We start from the raw sequence: 20247 nt of genomic DNA, 5'->3' as shown, positions 1-20247 counted from the left end.
GCGTAGAAGTAACCATGAACTCGGAACGAAATCCTCAAACCGGTCTTGTGGATGTTCAACGCCCCGAAACAAGACTCTCATTGGAGCAGATCCCGATTGGACTTTGGCAGGTAGAGGTGACCACCTTAAGCATTCTTGGTGAGCCGCTGCGCAGCGTTTTGATCAACGACATCTATATTCAGCCCTCTCGAGAAACTGAAGTGGTCGTGGACCTCGCTGAGCTGACAAGTTCACCGTCGCCCACCCCCGATGAACCAGAACCAGAACTCGAAGATGAAGCATGCAGTGAAGACGATGAATACCTCGTTTGTCAGGACTGCATCGATGGCTTCGTCGTGACGTTAGATGACGACCCAGCTTGTGGCGTCATCAGCTGCGAAACCTACGAAGGTTGGAGCCTCGAAGGCATCAATTCACCTTCGAGCACTTCAGAGTGTCTCCAGGAGCAGGCAAACGACATTACAGAAAATCGCTGTCTCGCTCCTGGTGTCTGCATTGAGGCGAGCGACGAAAATTGCCCAACGTCCGCATCAACCATTGCTCAAGCAGGTTTGTGCAAATTCATAACAGGCTGTGAGCAGGGTCAACCATCCATTGAAAATTACCCCAACGGCACACCATGTCTTTCAAATAATATTTGTAACAACGGCAACTGTATTCCAACCGAACCTGAGGCCGGATGCGCAGACGGACAAAGAGATGGGTTTCTGTCCATTAATAATTATCCGCTTATTGCTGCGTGTTCTGGCGGATGGTCCATTGGTGGTGTAACCCGTGATGATTTAACGGCCGAATGTGGACACCAAAGCGGTAATCAATCAGGCAACCCAGATGGCAACGGTTGCAGCGCTGCAGATTTATGCGCACCTGGGTGGCACGTATGCCAAGGTCATCAGGAAGTTTCCGAGAAGAGTCCAGCTGGCTGCGATGATGCCGTTGCTCCTGGCACACCGAACAAAGGGGTGTTTTTTGCAATTCATCAAAACAGCACCAGCAACACCATGTGTGATAACAGCACCGAAGCCAACGATGTATTTGGGTGTGGTAATCTCGGAAACGAACTCAGCAGTGGCCAAAACTGCGGCCCCCTCACCCGTGCACTTGCAAGCACACAGCCCAACTCTTGTGGCTACAACGAAGCTGAGCCAGGGCATGGCCCGTGGCAATGCCTCGGCGGAAATCAAAGTCACTTTGAAGAAGGTGCGCTCGTGACAAAGAATGGCTGCCCGAATAACTCATGCTCTTACGACGGATACAGTGTGGGAAATCAAGATCGAGGTGGGGTGCTTTGCTGTAGAAACTAAGACATCGTCTGCTTAGTTTTCCTCTTCAATGCATTCAAAGTCTAGCTCGCAATTATCACAACCCACCGCTGCGTAGCCTGCACTGCAGGTATCGCAGCGCTCTCCGCCATAGCCGTCTTCACACATGCAATAATCAGCGAGGCCCTCTTCTTGTTGGCAGGCTCCACGTGCGCAAGGTGCTGTGTCACAATTCAAACCAGCATCACTCTCGCCGTAGCCGCCTCCCGAACCATAGTCCGAAGAAGACCAAGTGCCCTCATCGGGGTCAAAGCTCTTCTCAGGGTAAGGGTAATCCTCTGGTTCTAAAGCTTCCGCAGTTTCCACAGGTTCCAGCGGGCTACCGCACCCAATCAACACAAAACAAATCACCAAGGACTTCATTTTCATAAGCCAGTCTCCAGACAGGTTAAATCATTCACGAGAATTAAAGAGCTGCGTGGCTCCAAGACCATCAAGTCGCCTTCGAGCTTGGGGGTTTGTTGTAAAGCAGGATACCAGCCTAAATCAGAGAGGGGGTGGTACCGCGTGCGACGAACGTTTTGAGAGCGGTTCAGATAAATCCATGCCTCTTGTTCTTCGAGCGTCTTTTTATAGACGTAAAGCTCATCGTCCACATACTCGAGACTGCTTTGCCCCAATCGAATCACATCAGAGCAGGACCTAAGTTTGCCCAGCTTCTGAACATGGCTGAGAACATCCTTCTCTGAACCTTGGAGTTCATTATCAAATCTCATATTGCGACGATTGTCGGGGTCGTTGGCTCCAGGCATTCCCAATTCATCGCCATAGTAAATCACCGGCGCCCCTGGCTGAGTCATTAAGAAGGTCCAGGCTAGTTTTAAAAGCCCATAGGTCGCCGAATCATCGATCTCTCGTGCAGGCTCTGTCCGCGGACTCCAAAGCTCATCGCCCTGCAGATCTGAAATAATACGCGGTACATCGTGGTTACCAATAATAGGTGCCATGACCGAACCAGAACCTCGCCAAGCCTCTTCACTGCGCACAACCTGGGCGTGCAACGCTTTCATACTCTCACGGCCGCCAAGCGCCGCCCGCAAAGTCCACATGGTTGGAAACTCAAACTGTCCGCTTAAGCCGTCTTCTCCAAGGTAATGACGAATCTGACCATGGCCACTGGAGCCGGTATAGGTTTCACCCAATAAGTAGGTATGTTGATTGCTTTGGTCGATGACTTCACGAAGCTTACGGCGCATATGCCGTGTAGCAAGTCTTGGCATCATTGGAATCGCGTCCAACCTTAATCCGTCAAGCTTGAACCGTTGAACCCAATAGAGCGCATCGTTTGTAAGCTGCTCGACCACCTCAGGGTTTTTCCAATTCAGGTCGGCCAAGAATGGGTCGAACCAGCAGGTAAGCATGTTCTCACCCCAAGGGCAGGTGATTCCACAAATACAATCCTTATCGACTCCGTTAAACCAGTGAGGGTTTTGGAAGTATGGATGATCGGTATGAACATGGTTAAGCACATAGTCCATGATCACACGAATGCCCCGGGCGTGGGCTGCTTCTACCAACGACTCCAGTTCCTCTGCACCACCAAAGCGCTCTTCAACCTCGCGAGCTGAGCGTGGCCAATAGCCATGATACGCCTGAGCGGAATAACTATCTCGGCCCACATAGGTTTCATCGGCATTTTCATGAAGCGGTGATAACCAAAGAGCGTTTACGCCCAGTTCATCGAAGTAACCTGCATTCAGTTTTTCCGTGATGCCCGCAAGCTTTCCGCCCCGATAATAAGAAATCGGAACATTGGTATCTAAAGCACTCTCGGGATTATAAAATCGATCAACCACAACTTGGTAGATAAGAGCATCGCGCCAGCTAAATGGTTTCTCTTCTACCCAGACCACACTGGACCAAGGCTTCGTCGCTTCTCCATATTCGTCAGTCGATTCAAGACTTAATGTATACCGCCCCGGGGGAAGGTCGCTGACTTCTAGAAACGCAATCTGATTTTCAAATGTAAATTCAACGTTCGAGTAATTCTCGCCATTGAGTAAGAGCGTAAGAGATTCTTCATTGAGTTTTCCGGAGCGCTTTGATGCCAAGTATTGAAACTCCCCAGTAAGTTCACCTTGTGATGAGGTCTTAAGTGTTTGCATCTTCCATTTGGGATTGTCGCAGCTTTCCACCACAACAAAGGAATGCTCCTCACCTTCATCGCTAAAGTGCGTCAGAGAATTGGAAAGGTCCCTAAAAGTATAACCATCTACCCAAATGGCGTAATGATAACTTCCGGCCGGTAAATCTAAGAGGCCAAAATAATCTCCGTCGCCGTCTAAGTCTTTGAGGGGGTGCGCACCTGGGTCCCATTCATTGAAATCACCCACCACGGCCACATGGTCCATCGTTCCGGGAGCCCGGTAATGCACGGGCACGCGGCAATCGCGAAGCGTAAGCGCTGAGGCTTGCGGGGCTGGTTGATTTTCACACGCGACCAGGAAGGCCAGCATCAGGAAGAGGAGCGGGAAATAAAAGTGGCCATGGCAACGTACACCTATCATTTCCTCTAGCATGCCCCTCTTCCTTTGAGACGAAACGTATATCACGAATGAGTTACGTTTTAAGCGACATCCCTTGAATACGCAAGACAACGAGATAAATCTGAGGCCTTTTTGGAGTATGCCTTCGGGACGCAGCGATCGGAGCACTTCAGTAATGCCCCAAATGCTTTACTCCAAAGTGAGCTCAACGCTCACCGGTTCCCCATTGACTTCAAACGGCTGCGAACTCACTTGTGGATCGGTGGCATCCGGCATTTGCATGTTGAATGGCGCGAGATCTAAGAAGGCTAGAATTTGGGCAGTTCCACCGCCTACCGCATTAAGCGTAACCGTTAGCGGAAAAAGCTCGGTCTCGACCATCTTAAATGATTTAGGCGGTCCCGCCGGTGGCAATTCATCAAATACGGCCAGTATGACCTGGCCTGATTCACTGCCTTCATAATTCACAACCACGGTTACATCTGCTGGGTCGGCGCTGTTGCCAACCTCGCCCTGAGATTCGCCATTGAGTTCAATCTCTAGAGGCGACACGCCGAGGGGAACAACTATCTCAACCGTCGTGATCAAATCCTCGGGCCCTTGAGTCATGAAATCAAGAGGCGGTGTGTCTTGCACCAACATCGCTGTGTAATTGCCCGGTGCAACCATGGGAAGCGTTGCAGTGGCAGGATACTCCACCCCTGGAATTTGTGTGAAAGCACTTGGAGGACCCGCGGGTGGGTATGTTTCAAAAAGAGCCACGATCAAATCACCGGTCGCGTCACCTTCATAGGTTAGCTCAAACACCACATCAGAGGGGCCTACTTCTTCATCTTGTTTGGGTGTCGCTGGTCCCAGTGGGTAGGGTCCATTTTCCGATACATGGTAAAGGTAGACCGCATTGTTTTCATAACCCGTCACAATCAGCTCGCTCTTACCATCGTTGTTCAAGTCGATGATTTTCTGCCCACCTGCTTGTGGAATGTCTTTATCGAGAAGCCACGTTGTAAAAGCACCATCGTCTTGAACCAATAAGTAGATGTTGGGATCACCATCACCAGAGACAATGATATCGATGTCGCCGTCCATCTCTGCATCACCCCAACCAAAGATCCCTGGAGCGGCCTGAGGAGAAGTGGACAAGCCTGGTACCGACTCTATGTATTCAGAGATTTTTGTACGCTCCCACTTCGCCGTGGGGTCAGCTGGAACTCCATACATATAGATCGCAGATTCCCAGGGATCAGCTGGAGTCTTTGCGGTATTCGTGTGGTTACTTCCCACTGCAAACAGACGTCCGTCACCCAGGAGGTTCTCCACAAAGCTCATTTGGATCGACGGGCCCACCTCATCATCAATGATGTGTCGCTCCCAGATACCGTTCGGTGCATCAGGCCCTGGTGCTTGAATCTGCTCGAGCCACGTAAAAGAGGCGCCCATATCCGCAAAAAACTCAGAGCTTGCAAAATCCATCAGTCCGTCACCGTTTAGGTCACGCCCGTTGATAAGGCCGCCAAGGCCTTCGCCAAGTACTCCAGGCGTCGTCTCAAAACGAGTTTCTGTTGTCGTTCCCTTGAACCACTGGATCTCAGCGCGGTCCGGCTCGCCTGAGTCCGGTGCAGGGCGACGCTCGCCTACGGTTACCAAGTCATCAAGGCCATCACCATCTAAGTCGGTTAAGACAGCTGCATGGTAAAAAAGTTCAGCACCGGTTGGGACAATCTCATGCATCTTCCAAGAAGAGCCCGTCTGCTCAAACCAAGTTAAGCTTCCGCACGGCCCTACACTTGGCACAAATTCGCATGCTAAAAATCCGGCACCAACCAGAGCATCCAAATCACCATCGCCGTCAATATCATGCATCTCTACATCATTGGGCCAGTAGATCCCGGCAGACTGGTCAAAGATAGGCGCCGCGGTCCAATCTTCCAGCGTCTCACCTTGAAGATAAGCAGTAACTTGTCCTTTGGGTAAATCGGGTAATTGAACCACACCAAATTTAGTTACAACTACATCGAGCTTTCCGTCACCATTGATATCGGTCACTGTGGAAAAAGCAGGGCCTTGTGCATCGGCGTCGATCACTATTTTTTCAAACGCCAATGGATAAGGTTCTACTTCCACCACAGGCTCTGGGGTCACGTCAGTCTCGTCATTGGAACTGCATGCGAAGCCACAGCATGTGAGCATCACCGCAAAAGTTATCTTCCATCCTAAATTCAACACGATATTTCTCCATGCCGCTCATGGCGGCACTTAAAACTCAAAATACGACTGAGTGGTTGTTTGATTCGGGCCGCCTAACAGGTTGGATCCAGAGTCGTCAAGATCAATCTTCTGCTGGGTAGATTTATACATCAATGATAAATATAGGTATTTAAAGAAATCTTGGTGCCTCCAGTCGGTGCTGGGTCTCTTGGGCGCGTACAATCCAAGGCTTCAAGTTGTGTTCTTCGCTTTACGTCTTCGCCGAAGAAAGACTAGAGTGACGGCCCCACCTGCCTGCCAACCAGGCAGCCCAGAGCAGAGTGGGCCGAGAGGAAATCTTTCTATGATTCATCCATTATTCCGGAAGCCACGCTTCTATCTGGGTTTTTGCGTTCTCTTATGGGGTATCGCAGGCGGCTGCTCCCAACCTCACACCAATTCCGTCCCTGCCGCAGATACGGCGGCCGGAGGTTCCGAGGTTCACAACCCTGATGACAACAACGACGGTGAAACGGGAACCAATCCCGGAGACGATAACACCGGCGATGACAACTCAGAAAACGGAACCGGCGTCGATAACCCCGATACCGGAACCGATGATAATGGCACCACGAATGATGGAGGCGATGCATGTGCAGCCGTCAATGCGGCCGCTCAAAACGTCACTCTACCTGTGGATATTATCTGGGTCATCGATGCGTCTCCAAGTATGGACGAAGAAATTACGCTGATTGAAGCCAACCTCAATGCGTTTGTTGACCAAATCACAGACTCCGGCCTGGACTATCACGTTATTTTAATCGGCTCGGATTCACAGCATTATGATGCGAGTGTTCAGCATTCTTATTATGAGATTTGCGTTCCCCCACCACTAAGTGGTGCCGCGGGTTGCCCAGATACCGACTCAGACAACTACCTGCATGTGCGCCGTGGCGTTCATAGCAGTGATGGTCTGGATATCGCAGCATCAACCTATTCGCAGTACCAACACTTTCTGCGGCCTGAAGCATTGGCGCACATGGTGATTGTTACCGATGACAACGTGGGCTGGGGAATGAATGGCAATGAGTTCATGGACTTTGTTGCCAATGCTACTGAACCCGGTTTTCCAAATGGGCTGAAGTTTCACAGCATTGTTGAGACCATCGCCTACGACCCCAACTGTGCATTCGATGACAACTGCTCATGTGGATGGGAAAAAGGAACCGACTACATCGATCTGAGTGAATCAACCGGCGGACTTGTTCATTCTGTTTGCTCCGAGGACTGGAATCCCATCTTCGATGCATTGGCAGAGAACCTTCTAGAAGGAACAGCCATGCCGTGTGATTTCCTAATCCCAGAGCCCGGACCCAACCTCGAGGTCGATCCCGGTGAAACCAATGTGGTCCTCGTATCTGAAGATGGCCTAGAACGAACCACTTTACTCAATGTGGTAGGAGCCAACATGTGTGAAGGGCAAACCTGGTACTTCGATGACCTGGATAACCCCACCACAGTCCACCTCTGCCCTGCTGCATGCGGCGCAATCAGCGGCTCAGTAGAAATTGAGTTTGGCTGCGAAACGGTAAAACACTAACTCCAGGCAGCTCCATCCGTTTTTAATAGAGCGGCTCGTAATACGCACGGGCCGCTTCAGCGCCGCGCTAGCCAAGGGCAAATACGTACATTGACTCAGCCATCTCACCCATGTCCATAATGGAGAACTGTTTTACGATGGGGGCTCAGAGTGAAACTCGAAATCAACGGAAAATCTTATGAAATCGAAGCCGAAGCAGACACACCTCTGCTTTGGGTCATCCGGGACATTATTGGTTTCACGGGAACCAAATTTGGTTGTGGTATGGGGCAATGCGGGGCTTGTACCGTACACCTCGATGGCCAAGCCATGCGGTCTTGTATTATGCCGGCTGCCGCCTGTGAGGGCATCTCGATTACAACCATTGAAGGGCTCAGCGAGACCAACTCTCACCCACTCCAACTTGCCTGGGTGGAACACGCAGTGCCCCAATGTGGCTACTGCCAAAGCGGCCAAATTATGGCAGCCGCCTCGTTGCTCAAAAATAACCCAGCGCCCACCGAAGAAGACGTCGAAGAGGCGATGACCAATATTTGCCGCTGCGGAACCTACCCACGCATTCGAAAAGCCATCGCCGCCGCGGCTAAAGCTGCCGGAGAAAATCATGAGTAAGCATACCGACCTCAGCCGCCGAGATTTCTTGCGTGTGGCCGGCAGTGGCCTCGTGGTTGGCGCTACTCTTACCTCAACTCAAGGCTGCGCTGGTCCCTTCGACAGAATCCGCAGCGCTGGCACCTCAGTGTGGGGCAAAGATCCAGATCAAAAACCAGAAACACTTTTTGATATCTGGCTCAAGATTTCAGTAGATGACACCATCACCGTATTTGTGCCCTCCTCCGAACTTGGCCAAGGTGTTTCCACATCACTGCCGATGCTTATTGCCGAAGAACTCGATGCGGATTGGAAAAGTATCCGCATGGAAATGAGCCCCGCCCACACAGACTATCGAAAAAAATATCACTATGGTTCTTTCCATATGACAGCGGAGAGCCGCAGCATCCGTGCCTCTTGGTTACGCTTGCGACAAGCCGGAGCAGCTGCCCGGTCCATGCTGGTCGATGCCGCCGCCGCGCGATGGGGGCTGGAGCCCAGTCAATGTAAGACCGAAAATGGAGCAGTACTTCACCCTGACGGGAAAACCGTACTCTCTTACGGGGCGCTCGCCGAAGAAGCGCGTAACTACTCGGCTCCTTCAGACCCACCGCTTAAAGAACACAAAGACTTTAAAATCATCGGCAAAAGTATCCCCCGCGTTGACCTCCCAGCTAAGGTCAATGGCAGCGGCGTCTTCGGAGTCGATGTCAAAGTGCCTGGAATGGTTTACGCCGCTATCCGTATCTGCCCCGTCTTTGGCGGTAGCTTAAAATCAGTTAACCGCAAAAGCATTGAGGGTATGCCTGGCGTTGAGGCCGTGGTTGAACTTGATGATGCCGTTGCCGTAGTCGCCAATAGCTGGTGGCGCGCTCAGCAAGCCGTCTCAAAATTAGACGTTGTCTTTGACGAGGGAGAACATGCCGACTTTAACGATGCCGGGGTCGAGGCCATGCTCAATGAAGGCCTTGAAGACTCGGGTCCTGAAACCTTCGGGTGCGGCGACATGGACGATGCGATTGAAGAAGCATCCACGGTACTCGACCAAGTTTATAGCGTTCCCTATATCCAACACGCCACACTGGAGCCGATGAACTGTACCGCTCATGTTCAAGAGGACCGAATTGATGTTTGGGTCCCAACCCAAAGCCAAGAGTGGACTGAAGATAAAATCACAAGCGTAAGCGGAATGAGCCGCAGCAAAATATTTATCCACACAACACTTGTTGGGGGTGGTTTGGGGCGAAGGCTTGAATCAGACTTTGCAGCGCAAGCCGTGCTCATTTCTGAAGCCGCCGGTAAGCCAGTTAAACTCATCTGGAACCGCGAGCAGGACACACAACACGGATTTTACCGACCAGCTTTCAAGGGCCGGCTCAAAGCAGCTCTTGATAAAAAAGGAAACTTAACAGGTCTATCGGTGCATAACTCGGGGCAGTTTATTCTACAAAACTACGCTCCTGGTTTTATCATCGATATTGCTCGGCGATTTCCTCGCTGGCTCAACCAAGACTTGGATGCGCTGGCCCAGCAGGGAGCAGTGGACCAAGGCTACGCTATAGCCAATCAATCCATATCGTATACCCGTACTCTTTGTCCGGTGCCTATTGGGAACCACCGCTCCGTTGGACACTCTTACAATGCATTTTTTATGGAGAGTATGCTCGATGAAGTGGCCCATGCCACAAAATCAAATCCACTCCTGATGCGTAAAAAGCTTCTTGCCCACAACCCAAGACAATTGGCGGTGCTTAACAAGCTTGAAAAGATATCGGGATTCGGCAAGCCCCCAGCGGGAAGGTCGCAAGGTATCTCTCTTCATACAGCGTTCGGCTCTATCTCAGGGCAAGTCGCCGAAGTTTCAGTTGATGATAAAGGCACACTCAAGGTTCATAAAGTCTATTGCGTGGTTGATTGTGGACCCGTGGTTCACCCCGACACCGTCGTCTCGCAGCTAGAAGGCGGTATCGCTTTCGCACTTTCAAATATGCGCGGCGAAGAAATCAACATCGAAAAAGGGCGAGTCAAACAAAGTAACTTTCACGATTACCCCATCTTAAAGCTCGCCGATATGCCTGAAGTTGAAGTGGCTATTATGGACAACCCGGATGTGGAACCAGGAGGTATAGGCGAAGTGGGTGTACCACCTCTTATTCCGGCCGTAACCAACGCAATCTTTGCCGCCACCGGCTACCGTGTACGCAGTATGCCTTTGTCCAAACATAAACTGCCCGGTAAAGCTTAAGCCGCCTATGTCATTTGATACTCTGATTCTTTCCGCCGGGCGATCGAGCCGAATGGGTCAACCCAAAGCACTCCTACAATACGACGGTAAAACTCTTTTAGAACATATCGTTTATCGAGCCTCTCAATGCACTCCAGGACAGGTTGTTATTGTTTGCGGCCACACTGATACCGCTTCAACCTTGACCCAGGAGATGGCCTTAAACATTGCCCGTCCTATTTTGGACTCGGTCGTGGTTGTGGAAGGCAGAAGCGACGGCCAGCCCATCGACTCCATTCGGTGTGGACTCGATGTTCTCCCGACACCCAAGAGGCTTCTCCTATGGCCCGTTGACATGGTGTTTGGAAGCTTAAATCTTGTCGATAAATTATCTTCTAGCTTTCTTGAAGACGACGACAAAATCGCACGCCCGATATACGACGGCAAACACGGCCACCCCGTTCTTTTCGGCAAACAAGCCCGTCACGAATTAGGGACGGCTCTGGCAGACCAAGGGGCTCATCACGTGGTCCACCGAAACTCGAAGCGACTGATTGATATTGAATACGGCGATAAACGTATTATTCAGGCGATGAACACGCCACAAGAAGCACGGCTATGCGGAGTAAGTATCTAAGGCGGCTCAATTGGCCAGCTTAGAATTCTGTTCGTGTTTTTTCATATTGAGACGAATGACTTCAAGCCTGCTTTGTAGATCCTGCCAAACGAAAATCAATTCTGTTCGCAAAAGTTGGTAAGTCTTGCGGGATTCACGAGGATGATTTGCCGCGGCAACGTGTCGTAGCTCAAGAGCAAGCCGAGATGCATGCAAAGCGCCCACATCCAAACATTCGGTGTAGATCGCATCGGCGGCACTCAGTACCTCCTTGGGTTGCCAAAGATTCAGGCCGTCCAGCGCTCGACTTAAGTCATGGCTGATAGTCGATAAGAACCCGATGATCCGTTCGATAGAGCCCAGGCAAGATTCTTGATCCACCGCCGTGCGAGAAAAACGGTCCTCAGTTAACCCTCGCCCGGGCAGCCGGTTAAATTCTGGATAATGACGAATGGTTTCTCGGCTTACACTGTTGTTTTCGTAAGTTGGCATAAGGTTCATCCGTAGGTTCATGAATCTAAAGTCGGTACGGCTTGAAGTTTAAGTTACCAAAGATTCGCCCAGTCGTCTACTCAAGAGTAGATTAGCAGCATATAATCATTCCCCGCCTAACCTGCTATAAAGATTGACCTTTTAGGTTTTGGCCGTAAAGAGCTGTACAGAGTTGATCGGCTTATTCTCAATCGACCAGGCTTTATGGCTTGTAAGCAGCCTCTAAATATCCAATATCAGTCCCACATTTTTCCAAAGGAAGACAAAGAGTGAAATGGATTTATTCGGTCGTGCTTACGCTTGCCTTCACCGCCTGTTCCCAATCCCTCCCGGAGGTACAAATGGATAACACTCCAGATATCGCAGCCATCGACACCGTTCTTGATGGCTTTCACAATGCCGCGTCCAAAGCCGATGGAGCCACCTATTTTGGTTATTTTCACAAAGATGGGGTGTTCTTAGGAACCGACAAAAACGAGCGATGGAGTGTTGAAGCATTCAAAGCCTTCGCCGAACCCTATTTTTCAAAGGGTAAAGGGTGGACCTATGTATCCACTGCACGCAACATCTCACTTGCACCGAGCGGCAAAACTGCTTGGTTTGACGAGCAACTGCACAACGAGAAATATGGCAACACCCGAGGCAGCGGCGCATTGGTCAAGCAAGACCAAACATGGCAGATCACACACTATGTATTAAGCTTTCCCGTTCCGAACGAAGTGGCCGGAGAAGCCATCAAACTCATTCAAGCCCACGAGGAAGCTTCTAAAACGACGCCTTAATTTGTCTAGATAGGGTTAATGACTTGATGCCATGCTCATACAATGTCATCGATCTTCTATGTTAAAGACACCTTCATCGTTTAGTATCATTGGCATCACTGCTCTGCTTTTAAGTTTGGCTCTCAGCCACCAAGCTTGCAAAGGCGACTCAGAAACGACCGAGCCTGAACCCAGTACATTTGTGATCCCAGATCACCCCTACATGCTGGTCACTGCGGATAGAAAAACACAGATTCTCGAAAACATTGAATCCGAAACACTCGGGCACATCTTCACGCGCATTGAGAGCCAGGCACTTAAAGAGCTCCAAAATCCAGAGCCTGATACTTGGGACGCAGGCCTTCATGGCGATAACGCCGAGGTTGCGATGTTCAATGCATTCATCGCCTGGCTACAAGATGACGCCGATGCCGCCGCCCGCTCGATCGCGGCTATGGAAATGCTTGAGACCAATTGGGATGACCATACCCAGTGGGGCATCAACATCCGCATGCCAGAGAGCCTTATGCACTACACGGCTGCTTGGGATTTTCTGATGGCTACAGATTTTATGAACGAAGCACAAAGCCAATCCATTGAAGACAAGCTCACTGTCATCACCGAACAGTTTTATGACCATTATGTTCTGGATGCTTTTTTTCGAGGCGTTGCCTTAGGCGTTGCCCAAAACAATCATCCTATCCGCACTGCCGCGGCCATTGGTTTTGTTGGGCTCGCTTTCCAAGACCACCCCAAGGCAAAAGAGTGGTTAGACTGGTCAGTGAGTGAACTTGATTACCTGCTGGGCCCCGATGGCCAATACGTTCAAGCAGACGGCAGCATCAGCGAAGGCCCGCACTATTTTAGTTTCGGATTTGCACCGACCGTCGCGTTTTTTATCGCAGTTGATAACCGCCAAGATCCTGAAACGATTTACAACCGCAACTGCATCAACCGCTCCGATCTTGATCCCTGGACCGGCCATGGCTGTGTAGAAAACGAACCCTTTACCTACCCGAGCCCCATTCGCAGTGAACTCATGCATGCTGTCCTGGACTGGTCCATTTCTATTCGGCTCCCTCAAGGCCACCGGGCCCCTATCGCTGATTCACCACTTCGCAACCAAGCGGCTCAGGCACTCTTTGTGCATTATGGCGCTCCCGAACACCACCTCTGGGATTGGACCTCCAACGCGAACGACCCCTACAAAATCCGCGGCGGCCACGACCTCTCTATTTCACACCTTGCCTACGTCAGCCCGAAACCGGACGCAGAACCTCCAACCTGGAAAAATAGATTCCTACCCGCTGGAGGCATGGCAAACTTTCGCTCTGGCTGGGATTTGGATGACCGTGTGCTCATGCTCATGGGCGAAAATGGATCCGCGCGCAAAACGCTACACGACCACGTTGATGGCACTTCATTTGTAATGGGCGCCTACGGTGAACTCTTGATTACAGATACCGGTTATTACAAACCAGATACGCAAGATAATGCGGTTACCGCCAATGCCCGCTCCCACAATGTTATTTTGATCGATGGTAACGGAGCACCTGCCAAAGGCCTTCTCAACGAATGGGGCGGCGAAGATGCCTTTATTGAAAATACGGTGGAGGCTCAGAATTTAGCGTATGCGGAATCACGCCAGACTTATGAAGGCACCCAAATCATCCGCGGTGTTGCATTTGTTCGCGAGCGTTATTTCGTGATGGTTGACCAGCTCACTTCACAAGACAACGAAGAGCACGAGTACCGCTACCGAACCCACGCTTTCGCAGGCTACGACTTAGGCGGTGAAGTCACCCTTCAAGAGTACGGTCCACACATCAAGCGAGATACTGGAGCGCTGGAGATATTCACTGCTTCGACGTCGGGTGCATGCGCAGTAGAAGAGCCAAGCTACACACCTCTATTCATTCCTCACGTTCATCAACTCATCAGCGGTGCGGGGGACCACAAAGTGACGGATTCTGTGACAACCGGTATTGCACCCGATTTTCTCTCAATTCTTGCTCCTTATAAGATCGGGCAAACGTCGGGACCTGATGCTCCTCTTAGAGTTACCCCTGTTTCTGTAAGTAACGGTTCGGCTTGGCTGATTGAAAGCGAAGATTACACAGATATCGCGTGGATCAGGGAGGCGGGTTCTCCGCAAACCCTGGAGACTCCAACCGGAGAAACCATTTCAACCGATGCATACTTCAGCTTGGTCTCTCTGACTGACTCTCTGGCCATGATAAGCCGCGGGAATTATCTAAACCTGGGAGAATCGGTGATCATCGCATCCGCAGACTCATCTGGTGCGGATATAAAGACAACGCCCTAAGTTAAATACCCGAGTAGGTTGCCCAATTTTTAGCATCCTAGTAAAGTCTGATTAATCAGTTTAATCTTCTAACTGATTAGGCTCAGACTCTTACTCACGATGAGATTACTTACAATGGCTTCAGCACCGCTGCCCTATCAAGATGAGTTGAGAATTGAAAAACTCAAGTCGTATCTTATCTTGGATACAGAAGCCGAGGCCCAATTCGATAGGCTCACAAGTCTCGCTTCCAACATTTGTGAGACACCCATCGCTTTGATCAGCCTTCTAGACGACAGCCGGCAATGGTTCAAATCTCGTATCGGGCTTGAAACATGTGAGACACCCCGCGATATTTCATTTTGTCAATTTGCGATTCACAACGACCATTTCTTTGAAGTTCCCGATGCTGCGCTCGACGAAAGATTTGCCGATAACCCCCTGGTCACCGACGAGCCTCATATCCGATTTTATGGTGGTCAACCGCTCGTCACCCCCGATAACTTTCGCATCGGAACCATCTGCGTCATTGACACCCAGGCACGAAAACTTACGGACGAACAAAAAGAGGCCATGAACACACTGGCTCAAGAAGTGGTGATGCATTTGGAGCTGCGCATTAAAAGTAAACAGCTCAAACAAGCCTCCGAGATTGAAATTCGCAGAACCAAAGACCTTCTTATTCAGTCGGGAAAGCTCGCAAGTCTTGGCCAAATGATTGCCACCATCGCCCACGAAGTGCAAAATCCACTCTGGGTCGTGGACATGGCCGTACAAAATCAAAAGCAACAGAACCAAGAGCTTGCAGCACTGCTCGAAAACCTTAACGAATCAGATCATCAATCCTCAAATCTTAACTCTGGAATTGCAGGTTTCCTGAATACTTCGAATAAGAATCAATCGCTGATGGAAACTGCCGTGAGCAACCTCAACGAAGTCACCAAGGCGCTCAAGACCCAAAGCCGTCAAGATCAAAACCCTTCATACGATGTGAGTATCGACAAGGTGCTGGCGGAAGCGTTACTCATTACCCAGGGAAAACTGGTAGGTTGCGATGTCATCAGTAAGATACCCGAGCTTCCCCTATGCTGTTGCTTCCGCAGTCAAATCGGACAGGTTTTTATCAATATATTGTCCAACGCTGCTGATTCCATTGCCGAGCAAAAACAAAAGAGTCAACTTCAGGGAATTGATTACCAAGGCGAGATTCACATCACGGCAAAGGCGGCTAAACACGGCGATGAAAAAGGCGTTAACATCGCCTTCACCGATAACGGCACGGGGGTTCCTCTCAATGCGCGTAGTCATATTTTTACTGAGTTCTTTACGACAAAATCCACGGGGCAAGGAACAGGCCTTGGGCTTTCGCTCTCTCAATCGATTATCAAGAACCACCGCGGCGTCATCGAAATCCATGATTCCGAGCATCAAGGTGCCACCTTCTCGGTTTGGATTCCTCTAGAATTCGAGAACGCCAACTAGTCGCTGCGCCCAGAAGTGTTCTTGGGCGCGACTCCTATTCTTCACTATTGCGGAAGGTCTTCACGAACCAAAGGTGCAAGCTTTTCTATGGGCAAAGGCGAGCCGTCTAAGCTCTTGAGAAATTGTACCATATCATCGATATCCTCATCTGATAGCTCAGGAAGATTCGCAAGAACAGGACTGTGCAACGGATCGAGGAGAACTCGCTTCGTCGTCTTTTGGCGAATCACTTCGTACAAAGACGTTTCAGAGCCATCATGAAAATAAGGTGATGTTTGACCTACACCCCGTAGCATTGGGGTCAGAAATTTCCCGGCGTCGAGTTCTTTACCGGTTACCAAAAATCTTCCTTCATCATGTCGAGCACCATCCGCAGCCGGTGGGGAAGTCGAAACATTGTGAAATTGGAAATCACTTAGAAATGCTCCGAAGTGGCACATTGAACATCCAGCTTTACCCGAGAAGATATCTGCTCCGCGAATCGCGGCGTCTGTAATTGCTCCATCCTCTCCCGCATTCCATCTATCAAAAGCGGAATCACGAGAGACAGCAACTCGCATAAAAGTAGCCAGCGCTTGGCCAACCCGGTGCCAAGTTTCCTCAATGGAGAGCTCCCGAATATCCTCGCCAAAAGCTTTTTCAAAACTTTCAACATAACCTGGAATCTCTTCGGTGAGTTTTTCGTACATCACTCCTTGCGCCCCTGTGATATCGACACGCTCACCCTCTGACGCCGGTAACTGACTTAAGTTCATATTGGCTTCAGCATAAGGCAACGCCATCATTTCAAAGAGATTGTACTCCGAGCTTTCATTCTCATTGTAGTGTGAACCATCCCAGCGCATCATGGGTGCATAAACGATATTCATCAATGCTGGTGCATTACGATGCAACGACGGTCCAAGCTCTGGGTAAGAGCGGTCAGGCACGTCAAGAGGTGTGCTCGACTGGAACAAAGTCATACTTAAATGGCAATTACCACAAACCGCGGTCTTGCTCCCAGAAATGCGACCGTCCCAAAATAAGAATCGGCCCAGGTCTTCCTTGTCTTGATTAGACGGATTGCTCTCCCATTGTGGCAACGGAGGCACCGGCTCAACAAAGCTCATACGCAAACCCGTATCTGGGTCCACCGGCCACTGCGAGTCTAAATCTCCTGACGCACACGAAATTGTTAAAAGGCAAAAAGCGGCAAAGGTTAGCGATTTGTTCATCAGATAACTCAAGGGATAATCATAATGGTATTGGTCATCGCGGCGGTAAATGCACCGGCCTCATCTGGGTCAGACGGCGTTCTATTTTCAGCATCGATAAATGTGTCAGCGCCTTCAACATTCAATCGCAAGACACCGGGCATAATCGTGGGGTCACCGTCACGCACAGAAGTTTGGTCAATCGTAAAGGTCGCAAGGTCGCCCTGCACCGGCGCGGGAGCATGGCTGCCGAAGGTCATCAACTCTTCAGCGACCTCAGTCACCACGTAAACAGCCAAGACAATATCGTAGGGGCCATCTTCATAGGTCGGCTCAGTCACAAAATTGATTTCAAGGTTCTCGGGAACCTGTCCCCAGAATTGATCGATGGGTAAATCATTGCCGGGTGAAAAGCCGGCTGGAAAAACTGAGATCATGTAGGGCTTATTCACAAGATCGGAGACTGCATGACTCACCACCGAGCCAGCCGGGGTAATAAACGAAACCTCGTCTCCGCTGGAAATTAAGTGGGCATTGATACCCACAGAGTGGAGGTTTTCTGAGTTACCACAAGCTGTGAGTAAAGAAATCCAGATTAAAAACCCGGAAAGTATAGCGATTTTATTCATTTTTTTCCCCAATTCGGTCCCTATGTCCACCAAGACCGTTTAGTTAAGTGAGCTACCCGAGCCAACTTAGGAGATTCACCTCAAAGAGTAAATAGTAGAAGGCGCTACATTCTACTTTATATTTTTAGAATCCTCGATTCTTTCGCCTCTTTCTCCTCAGATGCCCTCCAAAAACCAAATAATTGAAGGGAGCTCAGCCCCATGTAACCATGGGGCACGGCAGGGGTTTGCGACAAACCCAAGACTCTCCAAGGGGGGATACAAGGCATGGGAAGAGCGTTATTAAGATTGGGGTTTTCCCCAAATAAAACCATTTCAGCCAAACCAACGCTCAATCGGTATTGGGATCCGCATTTGGCTCGCCGATGCGTCAAACTTAATCCTGGTGAGCAGTATCTAAGCACGACTGGCGAAATGCTCGTGACCGTTGCCGGATCAACCTGCGTGTTATGCCTGCGAGATCCTCAAGAGGGACTCATCGCAATGCTGAACTTTTCGCTGCCCACAGATTACCTGAGTCAGCTCGATCAAAAAGGGCAGTCGCATGCCAGACACTACGGCCTCACACAGCTCGATACACTTTTTGAAAATCTAAGAGTCCAAGGCGCCGATTTAGAAACCATCGAGGCAACTCTTGTTGGTGGAGCTGTACAAAATAAAGACCAGCGCATTTGCGTCCAAGACACACTAGATTTTACGAGACGCTACCTTGCCCAACATGGAATAAAGGTCACTGCAGAATTTATTGGAACCGCTCACCCAAAAAAGGTCTACTTCGGTCTTGATGACTTGGGTCCACAGGTTCGTGTTCTAAAAGAAGTGAGCAACACTGTTTCCAACCGAGAAAAGCGCTACAGCACAGATTTGCAGGCAAGATGGCTCTTGGGCCACCGCAAAACCTCTATGCAATTTTCAGCATAACAAACCACAATCACCTTCAGTTCCAAAAACGCCACCAGGATTTATCACCGATGAGTCCGCGGGGCGCATCATATTCAAGCTCACACTTGAGCTGCCCAACCAAGCGTACCCATTCTTTTCCGCCCCGAGGCTGATTATCCCAGTGCTGGCGCAGCTGCGAAGATTCCGAACCTACGCGTTCCACTGCATCACGAGCCAGTGAGAGAAGGTCTTGAGTGGGTCGAAGCTTCTTTTTGCTAAACCAAGCAGAAATATCGTCTGGCAACGAGACTTTAGAATCAGGGTTGAGTGATGCTACCAACTCGGCCGCAGCAATCGCTTTACAAGCCAGCGGACTCGGTACCTCATTTTCGGCAGCCTTGACGGCCTCTAAAGCTTGCACAAGTGGCTCTACATCGCTGCCATCTACCAATTTGATGAGCCATAACTGCGCTATGACATTTTCAAAAGACCCTGCACCCCAAGTTTCCATCAGACATCTACTTTCATAAGTTTGCTCGACCAAAAGATTAGCAGGCTACTGGCATCTGTCCAGAGATCTGCAAGAATAGAGGGGCCGTCGATGAGCCCAGGGACTTGACGGCATAGCCGTTCGTTCCCATGCTAAGCGGGGACAGAACCGTCTCGTCAAAGAAAGTGAGAGTCATCGATGTCTTTTCTCCAAGAACTAGGACAGGCTGAAGTTTTAAGCCCTGACGGAGAGCGGCTGCCTCTTGCACAAAGCTGGCAAGACCAAGACACCGTACTCGTCTTCATCCGACATTTTGGCTGACTCTTTTGCCGCGAGCAGGTCACGCAGTTGCGGGACGAACTTCACAAAATCACAGATCTTGGCGCGCAACTGGTTGTGGTCGGAAACGGCAAACCACATCACGCGAAAGCATTCATCCAAGATGAAAACCTAAGCTTTCCAGTCTACGTCGATCCCGAACTCGAAGCCTACAAGTTGGCCGGCCTCAAACGCGGTGTTGCATCAACGTTCAAACTCTCGAGTCTTGGGAATGCATTTCGCGCCACCCGGTCAGGTCACAAGCAGACTGGGCTCAAAGGAGATCCATGGCAGCAAGGAGGCGTGTTTGTCATCCGTCAGCCCGGCCAAGACGTTTCCTTTGCGTACGTCAGTGAAACCAGCGGGGACCACCCCAGTATCGAAAGCATTGTCGCCGGGCTCAAAGACTAAGATTTACCGGTCACAGCTCTCTTGATTTTGCTTTCCAGACTACCCTTCGTAAAAGACAACTAAGGCACTTTTGGTAAAGTCGGTGAATTCATGCGTACGCTGGTTTGGTTTCGAGGGAAAGATTTAAGAGTCAGCGATCATGGCCCTCTTCAAGCAGCCGTCAAAGACGGTGAAGTGATCCCAGTATTTGTCATCGACCCCTATTTTTTCTCTCCGGAGCGGGCGCAGGAGCTGCCCCACCGGATGCAGTTCCTACTC

18 protein-coding genes are annotated in these 20247 nt (G+C 50.3%); 11 read left to right on the top strand and 7 right to left on the bottom strand.

The features are described 5' to 3' along the window. Nucleotides 1–14: 14 nt before the first annotated feature. A complete protein-coding gene (locus tag HOK28_01020; GenBank protein ID MBT6431640.1) occupies nt 15–1304 on the top strand; it encodes a hypothetical protein in 1290 nt (429 codons plus the stop codon). Between the two features lie 12 nt (nt 1305–1316). Here the strand turns inward: HOK28_01020 and HOK28_01015 are convergent, their stop codons facing one another. The 3 genes from HOK28_01015 to HOK28_01005 form a co-directional block, all read right to left on the bottom strand. Next, nucleotides 1317–1691 carry a hypothetical protein gene (locus HOK28_01015; protein ID MBT6431639.1) on the bottom strand — a complete coding sequence of 125 codons (375 nt, stop codon included), beginning with the start codon at nt 1689–1691 and terminating at the stop codon, nt 1317–1319. Continuing rightward, nucleotides 1688–3841 carry a hypothetical protein gene (locus HOK28_01010; GenBank protein ID MBT6431638.1) on the bottom strand — a complete coding sequence of 718 codons (2154 nt, stop codon included), beginning with the start codon at nt 3839–3841 and terminating at the stop codon, nt 1688–1690. Before HOK28_01010 ends, HOK28_01015 begins: the two co-directional genes overlap by 4 nt. 156 nt (nt 3842–3997) lie before the next feature. Continuing rightward, nucleotides 3998–6034 (bottom strand): VCBS repeat-containing protein, encoded by a 2037-nt coding sequence (locus tag HOK28_01005; GenBank protein MBT6431637.1) that lies wholly within the window; start codon nt 6032–6034, stop codon nt 3998–4000. Nucleotides 6035–6359: 325 nt separating this feature from the next. Between HOK28_01005 and HOK28_01000 the strand changes: the two genes are divergently transcribed. From HOK28_01000 to HOK28_00985, 4 genes are all read left to right on the top strand, one after another. After that, the gene (locus tag HOK28_01000; GenBank protein ID MBT6431636.1) at nt 6360–7595 is read left to right on the top strand and encodes a hypothetical protein; all 1236 of its coding nucleotides are present in this window, start codon (nt 6360–6362) and stop codon (nt 7593–7595) included. 150 nt (nt 7596–7745) lie between these two features. Next, nucleotides 7746–8207 (top strand): (2Fe-2S)-binding protein, encoded by a 462-nt coding sequence (locus HOK28_00995; GenBank protein ID MBT6431635.1) that lies wholly within the window; start codon nt 7746–7748, stop codon nt 8205–8207. After that, the gene (locus tag HOK28_00990; protein ID MBT6431634.1) at nt 8200–10431 is read left to right on the top strand and encodes a xanthine dehydrogenase family protein molybdopterin-binding subunit; all 2232 of its coding nucleotides are present in this window, start codon (nt 8200–8202) and stop codon (nt 10429–10431) included. Before HOK28_00995 ends, HOK28_00990 begins: the two co-directional genes overlap by 8 nt. Nucleotides 10432–10438: 7 nt before the next feature. Continuing rightward, nucleotides 10439–11047 (top strand): NTP transferase domain-containing protein, encoded by a 609-nt coding sequence (locus tag HOK28_00985; protein MBT6431633.1) that lies wholly within the window; start codon nt 10439–10441, stop codon nt 11045–11047. Nucleotides 11048–11053: 6 nt separating this feature from the next. On the opposite strand, the gene HOK28_00980 is transcribed toward HOK28_00985, so the two are convergent. Then, entirely contained in the window at nt 11054–11527 is a 474-nt protein-coding gene (locus HOK28_00980) for a hypothetical protein (GenBank protein MBT6431632.1), read from the bottom strand. Nucleotides 11528–11859: 332 nt separating this feature from the next. Between HOK28_00980 and HOK28_00975 the strand changes: the two genes are divergently transcribed. The 3 genes from HOK28_00975 to HOK28_00965 all read left to right on the top strand — a co-directional run bounded on the left by HOK28_00975 (nt 11860) and on the right by HOK28_00965 (nt 16066). Continuing rightward, nucleotides 11860–12300, top strand: coding sequence for a nuclear transport factor 2 family protein (locus HOK28_00975; GenBank protein ID MBT6431631.1), 441 nt, complete (start codon nt 11860–11862; stop codon nt 12298–12300). 58 nt (nt 12301–12358) lie between these two features. Continuing rightward, nucleotides 12359–14605: a hypothetical protein gene (locus HOK28_00970; GenBank protein ID MBT6431630.1), complete on the top strand. Its 2247-nt coding sequence runs from the start codon at nt 12359–12361 to the stop codon at nt 14603–14605. Nucleotides 14606–14719: 114 nt separating this feature from the next. Further along, nucleotides 14720–16066, top strand: coding sequence for a GAF domain-containing protein (locus HOK28_00965; protein ID MBT6431629.1), 1347 nt, complete (start codon nt 14720–14722; stop codon nt 16064–16066). A gap of 44 nt (nt 16067–16110) precedes the next feature. Here the strand turns inward: HOK28_00965 and HOK28_00960 are convergent, their stop codons facing one another. Further along, entirely contained in the window at nt 16111–17280 is a 1170-nt protein-coding gene (locus tag HOK28_00960; protein MBT6431628.1) for a hypothetical protein, read from the bottom strand. Nucleotides 17281–17288: 8 nt separating this feature from the next. After that, nucleotides 17289–17888: a hypothetical protein gene (locus HOK28_00955; GenBank protein ID MBT6431627.1), complete on the bottom strand. Its 600-nt coding sequence runs from the start codon at nt 17886–17888 to the stop codon at nt 17289–17291. Nucleotides 17889–18155: 267 nt separating this feature from the next. On the opposite strand from HOK28_00955, the gene HOK28_00950 reads away from it, so the two are divergent. Then, nucleotides 18156–18809, top strand: a complete 654-nt coding sequence (locus HOK28_00950) for a hypothetical protein (protein ID MBT6431626.1) — start codon at nt 18156–18158, stop codon at nt 18807–18809. A 16-nt stretch (nt 18810–18825) separates the two neighbouring features. On the opposite strand, the gene HOK28_00945 is transcribed toward HOK28_00950, so the two are convergent. Beyond that, the gene (locus HOK28_00945; protein MBT6431625.1) at nt 18826–19281 is read right to left on the bottom strand and encodes a DUF4259 domain-containing protein; all 456 of its coding nucleotides are present in this window, start codon (nt 19279–19281) and stop codon (nt 18826–18828) included. Between the two features lie 327 nt (nt 19282–19608). On the opposite strand from HOK28_00945, the gene HOK28_00940 reads away from it, so the two are divergent. Together HOK28_00940 and HOK28_00935 are read left to right on the top strand one after the other, a co-directional pair. Further along, nucleotides 19609–19989, top strand: a complete 381-nt coding sequence (locus tag HOK28_00940) for a redoxin domain-containing protein (protein ID MBT6431624.1) — start codon at nt 19609–19611, stop codon at nt 19987–19989. 90 nt (nt 19990–20079) lie between these two features. Beyond that, a partial coding sequence (locus HOK28_00935) for a hypothetical protein (protein ID MBT6431623.1) occupies nt 20080–20247 on the top strand: 168 nt, incomplete at its 3' end.

The organism is Deltaproteobacteria bacterium (assembly GCA_018668695.1).
In the GTDB taxonomy this organism is placed as follows: domain Bacteria; phylum Myxococcota; class XYA12-FULL-58-9; order XYA12-FULL-58-9; family JABJBS01; genus JABJBS01.
The sequence above is the reverse complement of the archived record's forward strand: the minus strand, read 5'-3'. Positions and strand labels throughout refer to the sequence as shown.

Coding starts and splice junctions, on each gene's coding strand:
- HOK28_00975 (MBT6431631.1), top strand. CDS start 11,860: ATGGATAACACTCCAGATATCGCAGCCATCGACACCGTTCTTGATGGC.
- HOK28_01010 (MBT6431638.1), bottom strand. CDS start 3,841: ATGCTAGAGGAAATGATAGGTGTACGTTGCCATGGCCACTTTTATTTC.
- HOK28_00960 (MBT6431628.1), bottom strand. CDS start 17,280: ATGAACAAATCGCTAACCTTTGCCGCTTTTTGCCTTTTAACAATTTCG.
- HOK28_01020 (MBT6431640.1), top strand. CDS start 15: ATGAACTCGGAACGAAATCCTCAAACCGGTCTTGTGGATGTTCAACGC.
- HOK28_00955 (MBT6431627.1), bottom strand. CDS start 17,888: ATGAATAAAATCGCTATACTTTCCGGGTTTTTAATCTGGATTTCTTTA.
- HOK28_00985 (MBT6431633.1), top strand. CDS start 10,439: ATGTCATTTGATACTCTGATTCTTTCCGCCGGGCGATCGAGCCGAATG.
- HOK28_00965 (MBT6431629.1), top strand. CDS start 14,720: ATGGCTTCAGCACCGCTGCCCTATCAAGATGAGTTGAGAATTGAAAAA.
- HOK28_00980 (MBT6431632.1), bottom strand. CDS start 11,527: ATGAACCTTATGCCAACTTACGAAAACAACAGTGTAAGCCGAGAAACC.
- HOK28_01015 (MBT6431639.1), bottom strand. CDS start 1,691: ATGAAAATGAAGTCCTTGGTGATTTGTTTTGTGTTGATTGGGTGCGGT.
- HOK28_00990 (MBT6431634.1), top strand. CDS start 8,200: ATGAGTAAGCATACCGACCTCAGCCGCCGAGATTTCTTGCGTGTGGCC.
- HOK28_00970 (MBT6431630.1), top strand. CDS start 12,359: ATGTTAAAGACACCTTCATCGTTTAGTATCATTGGCATCACTGCTCTG.
- HOK28_00950 (MBT6431626.1), top strand. CDS start 18,156: ATGGGAAGAGCGTTATTAAGATTGGGGTTTTCCCCAAATAAAACCATT.
- HOK28_00945 (MBT6431625.1), bottom strand. CDS start 19,281: ATGGAAACTTGGGGTGCAGGGTCTTTTGAAAATGTCATAGCGCAGTTA.
- HOK28_01000 (MBT6431636.1), top strand. CDS start 6,360: ATGATTCATCCATTATTCCGGAAGCCACGCTTCTATCTGGGTTTTTGC.